Genomic DNA, 13001 nt, shown 5'->3' on the forward strand with positions numbered 1-13001 from the left:
ATAGGAAGCCGGCGCGGGATGGTATGACGCAGCATGGCCAATATCCGCAGCCTTTCCACCGCCGAGATGACCCTGCCCGTCGAATGGGCGGCCCGGGAGGGCTGGAACCCGGGGCTGGACGATGTTCCGGCCTTCCTGGCTGAGGACCCCGGTGCCTTCCTGGTGCTGGAGGAAGCGGGGGTGGCGCGCAGCTGCATCAGCGCCGTGCGCTATGGGGCCGAGATGGGCTTCATCGGCTTCTATATCGCGGACCCCGCGATCAGGGGGCGGGGCCTGGGCTTCGCGCTGTGGCAGGCGGCGATGGCGCGGCTGGAAGGGCGCGTGATCGGGCTGGATGGGGTGGTGGCCCAGCAGGAGAATTACCGGAAATCGGGCTTCGCGCTGGCCTGGAACAACGCGCGCTACACGGTGGCCCGGGCGCCGCGCTGGCCCGTGCCGCAGGGCGTGGTGCCGGCGGCGGCGGTGGATTTCGGCGCGCTGGTGGCGCTGGACGCCGCGTGCTTCGGCACGCCGCGCCCGGCCTTCCTGCGTGCCTGGATCGAGACGCCGGGCCATGTGGCGGTGGCGCTGCCGGGCGGCGCGGGGCTGGCCGCGCTGCGCCCCTGCCGCGAGGGCCACAAGATAGGCCCGCTGCTGGCGCCCGATGCGGCGGGCGCGCGCCTGCTGTTCCAGGGCCTGGCGGCACAGGCCCCCGGCCCCCTGACGCTGGACGTGCCGGAGGACCACGCCCCCGCCGTGGCCCTGGCGCGCGAGGCGGGCATGGAAAAGGTGTTCGAGACGGCGCGCATGTATGCGGGCCCTGCCCCCGCCATCGACCGCGCGCGGCTGTTCGGGGTCGCGAGCTTCGAGCTGGGTTAGGTGTAGAGCCGGTACAGCAGCGCCAGTACCGTCACGCCCAGCACCGCGCAGCTGGCCTGCCAGAACAGCAGCGGATTGCGCTGCAGCAGCGGGCGCGGCGCGCCGAAGGCCGTGTTGGGGTGGCGCAGGTCGAACAGGAACTCCGACAATTCCTCGTAGCGGTCGGCGGGGTCCACCGCGACCGCCTTTTCCAGCGCCGCATCCAGCCAGGCCGGCACATGGCGATGGTCCTCTGAGGCCGGCTGGTAGCGCAGGCGGCGCTGCTGGGCACGGCTGCGGGCCTGCGCCACCGCCGCGCCATAGGGCAGCCGCCCCGTCAGCATCTGATAGGCGATGACGCCCAGCGAAAACAGGTCCGAGCGCGGGGTCCCGGCCTCGCCCAGGAAGTATTCGGGGGCGGTGAACTGGACCGTGCCGAGGATCTCGGCCTCCTCCGGGGTGCCGGCCGCCTCGGCCACGCCGGCCACGCGGGTGGAGCCGAAATCGATGATCTTCACCGTGCCGGTGCGGTCGATCATGATGTTCTCGGGCCGCAGGTCCTGGTGCAGGATTTCCTTGCGGTGGAAGGCGCGCAGGCCGCGCGCCACCTGCTCCACGATGTCGCGCACCTGTTCCAGCGTGGGGTGCTGGTTGTCGCGCATCCATTGGGACAGGGTCTGGCCCTCGATGTATTCGCTGACGACGTAGAGGTAGCGCTGCTCTCCGGGGCGGCCGCGCGGGCGCAGCACATGGGCGCTGTCCACCCGGCGCGCGACCCATTCCTCCAGCATGAAGCGCTTCAGATAGGCCGCGTCCTCACGCAGGTCGACGGAGGGGACCTTCAGCGCGACCAGCGCGCCATCGGCCATGTCCTCGGCCAGCCAGATATGGGAGCGCGCGCTGGCGTGCAGCTGGCGCTGGATGCGGTAGCCGTCGAATTCCATGCGCGGGGACAGCGCGGGCGGCAGGCGCAGGGCCTCGGCCAGGGTCAGGGCCTCGGCCGCGTCGGGGGCGGGCACGGCGTCGACGCGGATCAGCTGGACGGTCAGATTGTCCGTGCTGCCGGCCTCCAGCGCCGCCTCCGCGATGCGCCGGGCGGCGGCGTCCAGGTCGGCCGTGCCCTCATGGACGATGCGGGCGATGTCGCGCGGGGGGACGTGCTCATAGACGCCGTCGGTCACCAGCAGGAACACGTCGCCGGGCGAGACGGGCTCGGCGTGATAGTCGATGTCCACCTCGCGCGCGGCCCCCAGCGCCCGGCCCAGATAGGATTGCCGGGAGGAGACGATGACGCGGTGGTCCTCCGTCAGCTGTTCCAGCGACTGGCCGGCCAGGCGATAGATCCGGCTGTCGCCCACATGCAGCAGATGCGCGGTGGCGGAGGCCAGCACCAGCACGGACAGGGTGCAGACATAGCCCTTGTCCATGTCCTCCGTGCCCATGGCGGAGCGCGTCTGGGCATGCAGCCAGGAATTGGTGGCCGCGATCACCCGCTGGGCGGAGGTGCGGACCGTCCAGGCGGGGGAGGTGCAGTAGTAGTCGTTGAGGAAGCTTTTCACCGCCGTCTCGGCGGCGATGTGGCCGACGGCGCTGGAGCTGATGCCGTCCGCCAGGGCGACGGCGATGCCCTTGGCGCGCAGCAGCGCGTCCTCGGGCACCAGCAGGCCGTGGAAGTCCTGGTTGGCTTCCTTGCGGCCCTTGTCGGAATACTGCCCGGCCGAGATGCGCAGCGCGGCGGTCATCGGCCGGGAACCCTTGTGCTCAGGCGGGCTTGCGCTTGGGCGCGGTGCGGACATGGGTGGAATACAGCGTGAGACCCACGAAGGTGATGCCGCCCACCAGGTTGCCGATCACGGTCGGGATCTCGTTCCACAGCATGTAGTCCCAGAAGGAGAAGTGACCGCCCAGCATCAGGCCCGAGGGGAACAGGTACATGTTCACGATCGAATGCTCGAAGCCCATGTAGAAGAACACCATGATGGGCATCCACATGGCGATCACCTTGCCGGAGACGGAGGTGGACATCATGGCCGCGACCACGCCGGTGGACACCATCCAGTTGCAGAGCACGCCGCGGATGAACAGCGTCAGCATGCCGGCGGCGCCATGGGCGGCATAGCCGACGGTCCGGCCCTCACCGATGCTGCCGATGCGCTGGCCGACGGCGTTCGGTGCCTCCGTGAAGCCGAAGGTGAAGATGATGGCCATCATGACCGCGACGGTCAGCGCGCCCGCGAAATTGCCGAAGAACACGATGGTCCAGTTGCGCAGCATGCCGCCCACGGTCACGCCCGGGCGCTTGTCGATCACGGCCAGCGGCACGAGGGTGAACACGCCCGTCAGCAGGTCGAAGCCCAGCAGGTACAGCAGGCAGAAGCCCACCGGGAACAGGATGGCGCCCACCAGCGGCTGGCCGGTCTGCACCGTGATGGTCACGGCAAAGGCGGCGGCCAGGGCCAGGATCGCGCCCGCCATATAGGCGCGGATGAAGGTGTCGCGGGTGGACATGAAGACCTTCGCCTCGCCGGCGTCGATCATCTTGGTCACGAATTCCTGGGGCGCCAGGTAAGACATGCTCGATTTCTCCAGAGGGAAGCGTGGTGGGCGATACCCGCGCCCGCGCCCTCATCCGCGCGTCCTGCCGGGCAGCAGGCGCGGTACCGGGCTTGCCGGTGCGATGATGGCGGGAAGGAAACGGGCAAGGCCGGAATGAACCGGCCTGCTGCACGGAGACCCTGTCCTCAGACGGCGGACCGCCCTTGGCCCGTGGTTGCAGCGCTTATGCCGACCGGAACGCCCTTGCCCCGATCAGCCTGTTTTTTGGACATATCGGGCCAGATGGCACAAAACAACATATATTTGCGTAATGTCGGGGCAGATTGGAGGGCTAGGCCGCGATTGCCGCCATTTTGGGCAGCTCGGCCATGGAAAAGAGGTGCGCGTAGACGGCCTCCAGATAGCCCTTGTCCCGCAGCTCGGTCAGCTGGGCGCCGTCGAGGCGGGAGAACGCCTCTTTCTGGATGGCGCGGAAGCCCTCGATCTTGGTGGGCTGGCCGTCGCGCTGGAACTGCACGGCGGCGGGCTGCAGCAGGCCCAGCGTGTTCAGGGCCTCGCACATGGTGCGGGTGCGCTGCATGGCGCGTTCCAGGTCGCGGGTGAAGGCGAAGGCCTTGTCCAGCGCGGGGGCGGGCTTGCCGGCCTCGAACAGGGGCTCTCCTTCCCCGGAGAGCTGGGCGGCGGTGGGGTCCAGGCACAGGGCCATGTCCTCTGCCCCGTCGCGCAGGCGGGCCAGGAAGAAGGGATAGCGGCGCAGATAGGCGGGGATGTAGAGCCCCTCGGGCCAGCTGCCGTCCGGGCCGACATGGGGGTTGCGGCCGGGCGTGAGGCCCATGATGGCCACCGGCATGTGCGGGGCCTCCGCCGTGAACACCACGGGGTGGTGGCGGCCGGCGACGGCCATTTCCTCCTGCGCGACGGGCACGGCGGCGAGTTCGGCCGCGAAACCGTAGCCCGCGTCGCGAAGGCGCAGCGTGCCGTGGCGCTCGGGCGTCACGGGTTCCAGCGCGCGATAGAGCGAAGGCAGCAGCGTGGTCTCGCCGGTCATGTCGATCCTCCCGATATCGGGTGGTTGTGGGGTCGGGGGCGGAACGGCGCAAGGGAATGCGGCGTTGCATCATGCGAACCGATGAAATGGCGTCGTCGAAATCCGGTAGAGGACTTGGCCGAAGCTTCGCCGTAACGGCGAATTCAACCGCCTGGCGCCACAGTTCCGCCGCAAGATTTTGGAAACACTTGCAAAGGACAATCGACTGGCAGAGATTCCAGTCGCGCCATCCAGGCAGACCAGACAGGACAACCCAATGGCAGATGAAGAGAAGAAGCCGGCGCTCGGCAGGCGATTGCTGGTGGTGCGTGGCGTGGCGGCGGCCGGCGCGGCGGGTGCCGCCGTGGGCGCGCTGCTGCCTGGCGACGCGGCGGCCCAGCCCTATACCGGCATCACCGATGCGGACCCCAGCGACGGCCCCGGCCGTGGCCGTGGCGGCCGGCGCGGCACCGGCATCACCGACAACGACCCGAGCGACGGTGCCGGCAACGGCCGTGGCGGCTATCGCCCGCGCGGCACCGGCATCACGGACAGTGACCCGAACGACGGCGCCGGCAACGGTCGTGGCCGCCGCGGTACCGGCCTGACGGACAGCGACCCCAATGATTCGCCCGGCAACGGGCGCGGGCGCCGCGGCACCGGCCTGACCGACAACGACCCCAACGATTCGCCGGGCAACGGCCGTGGCGGCTACCGCCGCGGCGGCAAGTAGGCGCCGCGTCATCGTTTCAGGCCATGGACGGCCCGTGCCGCCCATGGCCAAATGTAACGGAAGGTTCCACCCACCTCACTTCACGGCAGGCAGGAAGAAACGCCCATGAGCGACGATAACAACGAGAACAAGCCACGTCTGGGGCGTCGCCAACTGGTGGTCAGGCTGACGGTGCTGGGCGCTGCTGGCGCCACCGCCGCCTGTGTGCCCGCGCAGCCCGTCGGCTATGCGCCGGCCCCCGTCTATCGCGGCACGGGCATCACGGATGCCGACCCCAATGACGGCCCGGGCAACGGGCGCGGCGGCTATCGTCGCGGCACCGGCATCACCGACAGCGACCCGAATGACGGCGTGGGCAACGGCCGTGGCGGGTATCGCGGCGGCTATCGCACCGGCATCACCGATGCGGACCCGAGCGACGGGCCCGGCAACGGCCGTGGCGGCCGGCGCGGCACGGGCATCACGGATGCCGACCCCAGCGACGGCCCGGGCAACGGGCGCGGCGGGTATCGCGGCGGCTATCGCAGCGGCCTGACCGACAGCGACCCGCGTGACGGCGTGGGCCGTGGCCGCCGGGGCTACTGATCCATGCCGCATGACGCCGTGACCCAGCAGCCCGACCCTTCGCTGACGGAGGAGGCCGTGGGCCTCGCCTTCGTCGGCTTGGCGCCGGAGGAGATACTGGCCCTGCGTGAGGGCACGGCGTGGAAGCATTTTCCCGCGCGGGGCGCCCAGCGCTTCGCGCATCTGTTGAGCCTGGCGGATATCGACGCCTATCTGCGCACCGACGGCGCGCGCAGCCCGCGCGTGGCCATGGCCGATGACAGCCGCCAGGGCAGCGCCGCCGTGCCGACGGAGGAATACGCCCTGCCGGACGGGCGCGTGGACCTGCCGCGCCTGTATCACCGCTTCGACAAGGGCGCGTCGCTCGTGCTGTCCCAGTTCCAGGACACGCACCCGCCGCTGGCGCGCTTCTGCCGGGGGCTGGAGAAGTTCTTCCTGCACGGGATGCAGACGAACATCTACCTGACGCCCCGTGGCGCCCAGGGCTTCCGCACCCATTACGACACGCATGATGTGCTGGTGATGCAGGTCTCCGGCCGCAAGCGCTGGCGCGTGTGGGACAAGCCGGGGCTGGAATACGCCACCCGTAACACCCCCTGGCCCGGCGACGTGGCGCCGGAGGGCGAGCCGCATGTGTTCGTGCTGGAGCCGGGAGAGGCGCTGTATATCCCGCGCGGCATCATGCATGACGCGGCCACCGAGGGCGACGAGCCTTCGCTGCACATCACGCTGGGCTTCGTCGAGGTCGGCTGGGGTGATCTGCTGGGCCGGCTGATCGCGGCCGAGGAAGCGGAGAACCCGGCCCTGCGCCATGCCGTGCCCACCTGGCGGCTGGGCGGGCCGGAGGGCATCGCGCTGCTGCTGGAACAGATGGCCGAGCGCCTGCGCGGCCTGGCCGGCCAGGCCCAGGCGGAACGCCTGTCGGTGATGCTGCTGGACGGGCTGAACGAGGACCGGCAGCCCCTGCCGGCGCGCGGGCTGTTCCCCGCCCCGATCGACCCCGCGCGGCGCCTGCGCATGGCCGACGGCATGCACCACCATGTGGCCATCACCCCCGATGGGATGGCCGCCCTGCACTGGACCTGCGGCAACATCCCGCTCAACGAGGCCGAGCTGGGCTGGCTGGAGGCGCTGACGGAGGGTGCCTCGGCCGATGAGCTGGGCGAGGGCGCGCTGGAGTTCATGCAGGCGCTGAACCGCAACGGGCTGCTGGAAGCGGCCTGATCAACTTCCCGCTGGCGTCGCGCGATCTGACGATGCGCGGCGCCTGCCCGCCCGCCTAGCCTGCGCCTTCCACGGGAGGGCGCGGGCAATGGGCAGCAATTTCGGCGGCGGGGCGGTGTTCAACGGGGCCTCGCCCTCCAGCCATCCGCAGATCGTGGCGCGCATCGTGCGGGATTACGTGCCGGCCGGCGGGCGGGTGATGGACATCGGCGGCACGGCGCATGGCTTCAAGGCGCAGGCGGTGCTGCCGGCGGGTGCCCGGCTGGTGATCGTGAACCCGGAGCCGGGTGTGGGCGCCGATGTGGCGGACACCAGCCACATTCCGCTGACGGAACCGCCCTTCGACTTGGCGATGCTGTTCGGCGTGATCCTGCAATTGCCGAAGGAGATCGTGCGCGAGATCTTCAGCCTGGCGCGGCAGCGCCTGCGGGCCGGCGGCACCATGCTGGTGGCGGACCCCGACCCGACCGGGGTGGCCGGCACCATCGACCGCTACAGCAAGGCGATCTTCACGCCGCACAAGAAGTTCTTCGTGCACACGCCGGCCGAGACGCGGCAGATGCTGGCCGATGCGGGCTTCACGCGCTTCACGGACCGGCCGGATCTGCGGCCGGCGTTCCGCCAGCCGCCCTACTACATCCTGGCCGCGAGTTTCTGAACTCACCCATTTCCCCGGCGCACGGCGCCGGGCGGCGCCCATAAGGCTGTCGGGCCGGGCACGCGGGCGGCGCGCCGAAAGCCAAGCGGCCGGAGGCCGCGCCCGGCGTCTGAGGGCGGGAACAATCCACTGAAAAAGCCCGCCTTGCAGCGGGCTTTTCAAGTGGGGGGATTCTGTTGCCCGGTTCCCCCCGGACCGCGCTTACCTATTAGGCAGCGAGCGCCACAGCCTCACGGCTGTTATCGTTGGCACTTGTGATTTAGCCCGATAACGGCGGTACAATGCCGGGCAAAAACCGTGTCTTTACCGCGCACGTCGAAGCTGTTTCGTCCCCACACGCGCCCCACGATCCTGGGCGGGAAATTGGTGGAGACGCCGGGCACTGCCCCCGGGTCCGTAACGCTTATTCCACACGGCGTTTATCGCCATAGTCCCCGAAGGTGACAGGGGGCATATAGCGTGCCGCCCCGCCGGAATCGAGGGGGCTAGCCTGCCGCCTTCTCGATTTCGCGGCACAGGCGCTCGGTTTCGGCCGCCGGGTCCTGGAACCAGTCGGTGGACCACACCCGCGCCAGCTTCCAGCCCAGCCGCTCCAGCGCATCCTGGCGCAGCCTGTCGCGGTCGCGCGCGCTGCGGGCGTCGTGATAGGTGGCACCATCGCATTCGATGCCCAGCACGAAGCGCCCCTGCCGCTTCACCGCGATGTCGATGCGATAGCCGGCCACGCCGAGGGACAGCGCGACCTCATGGCCCTTCGCGCGCAGGGCGGCGGCGACCGAGGCCTCGAAGGGCGCCTGTTCGGCGGCCGCGGGGTCAGGCCGGGCGGGGTCGGCCCGGCCCTCGCGCGCATAGAGCAGATAATCCTTCAGCACCTGCACGCCGCGCGCGGTGCGGCCGGGCTCCACCACGATGTCCTCGGCCTGCAGGGAGGCGAACAGCATGATCTTCCGCTTGGCGCGGGTGAACAGCACGTTCAGGCGGCGATGGCCGTCCTGCGCGCGGTTCACCGGGAAGAAGCGCTGGTACATCACGCCCTGCGGGGTGCGGCCCCAGCCCAGCGAGATCATGATCACGTCCCGCTCGTCGCCCTGGACGTTTTCCAGGTTCTTCACGAAGGGCGGTTCCAGCTTCGCTTCCCAGGCATCGGCGTATTGGGCGGCGGCCTCGTCGTCGCGGGTCAGGCGGGCCAGCTCGGCCTCGATCAGTTCCTTCTGCGGCTGGTTCATCGCCACGATGCCGTGGCTGAGGCCGGGGTTCGCCTTCATGAACTCGACGGAGGCCTTCGCGATCGCCTGGGCTTCCTCGACATTCACTTTGCTGCGCCAGTGGCCGTTCACCTGCACCAGCTCGATGCCCAGCGTGGCCGAGGGCGCGCGGGCGGCGGGGAACACCACCAGGTTGCCGTCGTAGAATTCCTGGTTGGAGAAGGCGATCAGCGATTCATGCTGGCTGCGGTAATGCCAGCGCAGGCGCCGCCCGGGCCGGAAGGCGCGGCTGGCGAGATCGAGGATGCTCTCGGCCTCCACCTTGTCCTCGGCTGACAGCGCGGCCTCGTCCTCCTCATCCTCCTCGTCGTCGAGCAGGGAGCGGTCGAAGAAGTTGGTGGGGGGCAGCTGCTTGGAATCGCCCACGATCACGCATTGCGCGCCGCGCAGCAGGGCGCCCACGGAATCCTCGGGCTTGATCTGGCTGGCCTCGTCCATCACCACCAGGTCGAAGCGCAGCCCGTCGGGCTTCAGGTATTGTGCGACCGTCAGCGGCGACATCATCAGGCAGGGCGCGCGGGCCAGCACGGCATCGGCGGCGCGGGCCATCAGCTCGCGCACGGGGATGAAGCGCTGCTTCTTGCCCATCTCGTTCTGCAGCAGCGGCTCTCCGCGCCACTGGCGGCGGCTGCCCTCCGCGCTGCCCTTGGGGATGGGGCGCTTCTGGCATTCGGCGGTGACGGCGCCGGCGGCGTTCCTGATGCGCTCCCGGTCGGCCGCGGCGAAGCCCTGGCGCAGCGCCGAGAGCTGGGCGCCGGGGCGGCTGAACACGGCGCGCTCGGCCTCCGCGCGGGGGCGCACGGCGTTCCAGGCCAGGGCCCAGTCCAGGGCGGGCCCCAAGCCCTGGGGCGGATGCGCGGCCAGCACGGGGCCGGCCAGCGGGTCTTCCATCGCCTCGGCGCGGGTGCGGGCATAGGCGAGCCATTGGCCCAGCCCCTCGGGCGCTGCCTGCATGGCGCGCAGGGTGGCGGCGCCGGTGCCGGCCGGCAGGCCCAGCGGCGCCAGCGCGGCCATTTCGCTGTCCAGCTTCGGCAGGGCCATCCGCAGCACATCGGCCACCTGGCGCAGCTGCCGCGCGGCATCGGTCCAGCCATCGGCCAGCAGGGGGCCGGGGTTGGGCAGGACGGCGCGCAGGGCCATGACGAAGCCCGCCGTGGCGCGCAGCAGCCCGCGTTCCGGCACGCTGGGCGCGGCGTCGCGGGTGGCGGCGGCGCGGGCCAGGGCGGGCAGCTCCGACAGGCGCAGGGCGGGGTTCAGCCCGGCGGTCAGCGCCGCGATGCGCTTCAGCCGGTCGCCGCGCTCCGCCAGCAGGGATTGCGCGGCGGCCCAGGGCTTGTCGTCCGGCAGGCCGGTGCCGTCCAGGAAGGCCAGCAACGCGGTGGCAGGGGCGGCCAGGGCGGCCAGGCGCTGCACTTCCTCGGGTGCTGCGGCCAGCAGGGGGGCGGCCTCGGGCCGGGCCTGCCAGGCGGCGGCCTCGGCCATGGCGGCCAGCGGTGCCTCGCGCGGGTCCAGCGCGCCGGGCAGGGCGCGCAGCGCGGCGTCGGAGAACAGGGATTCCCGCAGCGCCGCTGCCTCCGCCGCCTGTTCCAGCAGGGCGGGCCATTGGTTGCGCGGCGGGCGGGGCTCGGTGCGCCAGCGGTCCTCGAACAGATAGCGCGCCTCGCGCACATCGGCCTTCAGGAAGGCCAGCATGCCGTCGGAGGCGCGCAGCGTGGCGGCGGCCTCCCGCAGCTTCTGCGCATCGGCGCGGGTCAGGTCGAACTTCTCGATGCCCAGCAGCGTGTCGCGCAGCCGGCGCTGGCGGGCGGCGCCGTCGGCCAGCACGGCGGCATGGGCCTCAAGCCCCGGGCGGCGATGCGCGATGGCCTCGGGCGGCAGGGCGGCGGCGGCCTGGGCGGCGCGCGCCGCGCGGCGGATGGCGCCGATGTCGGACGTGGCGGGCACGCCCAGCGCCAGCACGGCCTGCGCCTGGGCGGCGAGGCCCGCGGCCTCCGTCTCGGCCTGGGCCAGCAGCTGCGGCAGGGTGGAGAGGGGCGCGTCGCCCAGCCCCTCGGCCAGGTCGGCCAGGGGGGCGAGGTCCGCGCCGTCACCCTGCACGCCCGCCGCGTCCAGCCGCGCCTGTGCGGCATCCAGCGCCAGCAGCGCGTCGATGGCGCCGGATGCGGCGAGGCCGGGCAGCAGGGAACGGTCGGCGGGCGGTTCCGGCAGGCGGGTCAGGGCCTCCAGCGTCGCGCGCATGTCCGTCACGGGCGCACCCAGCCGGGCGGCCAGCACGCTGCCGGCCTGTTCCACGGCGGTGGCCAGCGGCGCCAGGGTGGCGATGCCGGCCAGCAGCTTCTCCCGTTCCTCGGGGAACAGGTCTGAGCGGGCCAGCCCGGCGAAGGGCGAGGCGGCGGGGTCGAAGCCCTGGGCGGCGGCCTGCACGGCTTCCAGCTTGCGGCGCGCCAGGCGCGGGGCGGCCGCATCGCCGGGGGCGGGCAGCACCACGCCGCGCAGCAGCCCGGGCAGCGCCGGGTATTGCCGCCCCAGCTCCGCCAGGCGGCCGATCAGGTCATGGACGGTCTCATCCTCGGGCCCCGCCTTGGCGTGCATCACGGCCAGGTGGTGGTCGATCTCGGTCTTGGCGCGGGCGGCTTCGGCCAGGCTGGCGGCGTTGCCGGCGGGGGCCGTGCGGGGCAGGGCGTCGCGCTGGCGCAGGGCCTCGATCACGGCTGCCGGGCGCGCGCCCGCCGAGTGCAGCGACAGGCAGAAGGCACCGAGGCCCACGCGGTCCAGCCGCTGCTTCACTACCTCCAGCGCGGCCATCTTCTCGGCCACGAACAGCACGGATTTGCCGTGATACAGCGCGTTGGCGATCAGGTTCGCGATGGTCTGGGATTTGCCGGTGCCGGGCGGCCCCTCGATGACCAGCGAGCGGCCCTGCATGGCGTCGATGATGGCGCTGTGCTGGCTGCTGTCGGCATCCTGCACCAGCACCGGGGCCAGCCTGACGGATTCAGGCGCGTCGATGTCGTATTCCTGGGCGAAGTCGTCGCCCTCGCCGGCGGTGGAGCCGGCGCGCAGCAGGGGGCGCACCAGGCTGTGGTCCGTGGGCGGTGCGGCCCAGTTCGCGCGCTCCAGGTCGCGGTACATGGCGATGCGCGCGAAGCTGAAGGGGGCCAGCGTGATGAAGCGCCGCACGCGCCAGCGCGGGCGGGATCTCACCGCCTCTGCCACCGCCGCCAGATAGGTTTCGGCGGGGTTCTCGGCCTCGGCGTCCAGCGCGGGCAGGGCGAAGCGGAAATCGTCGCGCAGGCGCAGTTCCAGGCTGAGATTGCCGACCGGCGTGCCGTCGGTGGCCGTCAGGCGGAACTCCTCCTCGCCACCACGCCCGCGCTTGCCCTCCAGCGCCACCGGCAGCAGCAGCAGGGGCGAGACGCAGGGCTTGTCGTCGCGCTCGCTCTCGAACCATTCCAGGAAGCCGAGGGCGAGGTGCAGCGTGGCGACGCCGGTTTCCTGCTCGATGCCGCGCACGCGGTTCCTGAGCGAGCCGAGCTGGGCGCGCAGCTGGTCGGGGAACAGCAGGGTCTGGAGGGCGTCGTCCTTATGCTTGTCGGGTGCGGCCTCGGCGGCGGGCGGCATGTCGAAGGACGGTTCGACGCCATGTTCCTTCGCCCAGGCCGCGAGGTCGAGGTTGCGGCGCTCCGGCCGGGGCGGCATGCCGCGCGCAGCGCGGACGCGGTCACGCAGGGCGCGTTCGACGCGCGCCACGGCCACCGCGTTGTCGGCATCGGCGGCGGCGTGGTCACGGCGATAGGCCTCGTCGGTCGCGCGGGCGGCTTCGAGCGCCGCACGGAACTCGTCATTGTCCTCGTCGCGGGGGTTGGGCTCGGGCTCGGGTAGGCCCTTGAAGCGCAGCGCCTTGTCGTCGCGCAGGCGCTTCAGCACCGCCTCGGGCTGTTCATCCACGATGCGGATGCCGGCGCCGCGTGAGCCATGGGGGAAATGCAGCAGCCGGTTGCGGCGGCTGCGGTCCACCAGGCGTTCGCGGAGCTCCTCATAGGCGCGGGCGGCGATGTCGATGTCTGGCACCCGGGGAGGGTATCAGGGTGGGTGCTGAGGACCAAGGGGCTGGAGTTGTTCTTCTTTTTCTGAAGA

General features: G+C 71.4%; 9 protein-coding genes and 1 other RNA gene. 5 read left to right on the forward strand and 5 right to left on the reverse strand.

Translation table 11 applies throughout. The features are described from left to right. Positions 1 to 33 precede the first annotated feature (33 nt). Positions 34 to 858 (forward strand): GNAT family N-acetyltransferase, encoded by an 825-nt coding sequence (locus EOD42_RS05105; RefSeq protein WP_127786363.1) that lies wholly within the window; start codon positions 34 to 36, stop codon positions 856 to 858. Here the strand turns inward: EOD42_RS05105 and EOD42_RS05110 are convergent. The 3 genes from EOD42_RS05110 to EOD42_RS05120 form a co-directional block, all read right to left on the reverse strand. Further along, positions 855 to 2579, reverse strand: coding sequence for a bifunctional protein-serine/threonine kinase/phosphatase (locus EOD42_RS05110; RefSeq protein ID WP_127786364.1), 1725 nt, complete (start codon positions 2577 to 2579; stop codon positions 855 to 857). The two genes, EOD42_RS05105 and EOD42_RS05110, sit on opposite strands and share 4 nt — an antisense overlap. Positions 2580 to 2598: 19 nt before the next feature. Then, complete coding sequence (locus EOD42_RS05115; protein ID WP_127786365.1) at positions 2599 to 3411, reverse strand: formate/nitrite transporter family protein; 813 nt, start codon at positions 3409 to 3411, stop codon at positions 2599 to 2601. Between the two features lie 313 nt (positions 3412 to 3724). Continuing rightward, positions 3725 to 4441, reverse strand: a complete 717-nt coding sequence (locus EOD42_RS05120) for a SapC family protein (RefSeq protein ID WP_127786366.1) — start codon at positions 4439 to 4441, stop codon at positions 3725 to 3727. Between the two features lie 256 nt (positions 4442 to 4697). Between EOD42_RS05120 and EOD42_RS05125 the strand changes: the two genes are divergently transcribed. From EOD42_RS05125 to EOD42_RS05140, 4 genes are all read left to right on the forward strand, one after another. Continuing rightward, positions 4698 to 5153, forward strand: a complete 456-nt coding sequence (locus tag EOD42_RS05125; protein WP_127786367.1) for a hypothetical protein — start codon at positions 4698 to 4700, stop codon at positions 5151 to 5153. A 105-nt stretch (positions 5154 to 5258) separates the two neighbouring features. Next, positions 5259 to 5738: a hypothetical protein gene (locus tag EOD42_RS05130; protein ID WP_127786368.1), complete on the forward strand. Its 480-nt coding sequence runs from the start codon at positions 5259 to 5261 to the stop codon at positions 5736 to 5738. Between the two features lie 3 nt (positions 5739 to 5741). Further along, a complete protein-coding gene (locus EOD42_RS05135) occupies positions 5742 to 6941 on the forward strand; it encodes a cupin domain-containing protein (protein ID WP_127786369.1) in 1200 nt (399 codons plus the stop codon). An 88-nt stretch (positions 6942 to 7029) separates the two neighbouring features. Further along, entirely contained in the window at positions 7030 to 7599 is a 570-nt protein-coding gene (locus EOD42_RS05140) for a class I SAM-dependent methyltransferase (RefSeq protein WP_127786370.1), read from the forward strand. 161 nt (positions 7600 to 7760) lie between these two features. Here EOD42_RS05140 and ssrA read toward each other — a convergent pair. Both ssrA and EOD42_RS05150 read right to left on the reverse strand, forming a co-directional pair. Then, positions 7761 to 8083, reverse strand: a transfer-messenger RNA (tmRNA) gene (gene ssrA, locus EOD42_RS05145). Position 8084: 1 nt separating this feature from the next. After that, a complete protein-coding gene (locus EOD42_RS05150; RefSeq protein ID WP_127786371.1) occupies positions 8085 to 12935 on the reverse strand; it encodes a DUF4011 domain-containing protein in 4851 nt (1616 codons plus the stop codon). Positions 12936 to 13001 lie beyond the last annotated feature (66 nt).

Source organism: Rhodovarius crocodyli, from assembly GCF_004005855.1.
GTDB classification, from domain to species: Bacteria; Pseudomonadota; Alphaproteobacteria; order Acetobacterales; family Acetobacteraceae; genus Rhodovarius; species Rhodovarius crocodyli.

Excerpts from the sequence above, each read along its gene's own strand:
- EOD42_RS05130 (WP_127786368.1), top strand. The coding sequence starts at position 5,259 with ATGAGCGACGATAACAACGAGAACAAGCCACGTCTGGGGCGTCGCCAA.
- EOD42_RS05115 (WP_127786365.1), bottom strand. The coding sequence starts at position 3,411 with ATGTCTTACCTGGCGCCCCAGGAATTCGTGACCAAGATGATCGACGCC.
- EOD42_RS05120 (WP_127786366.1), bottom strand. The coding sequence starts at position 4,441 with ATGACCGGCGAGACCACGCTGCTGCCTTCGCTCTATCGCGCGCTGGAA.
- EOD42_RS05110 (WP_127786364.1), bottom strand. The coding sequence starts at position 2,579 with ATGACCGCCGCGCTGCGCATCTCGGCCGGGCAGTATTCCGACAAGGGC.
- EOD42_RS05135 (WP_127786369.1), top strand. The coding sequence starts at position 5,742 with ATGCCGCATGACGCCGTGACCCAGCAGCCCGACCCTTCGCTGACGGAG.
- EOD42_RS05105 (WP_127786363.1), top strand. The coding sequence starts at position 34 with ATGGCCAATATCCGCAGCCTTTCCACCGCCGAGATGACCCTGCCCGTC.
- EOD42_RS05140 (WP_127786370.1), top strand. The coding sequence starts at position 7,030 with ATGGGCAGCAATTTCGGCGGCGGGGCGGTGTTCAACGGGGCCTCGCCC.
- EOD42_RS05125 (WP_127786367.1), top strand. The coding sequence starts at position 4,698 with ATGGCAGATGAAGAGAAGAAGCCGGCGCTCGGCAGGCGATTGCTGGTG.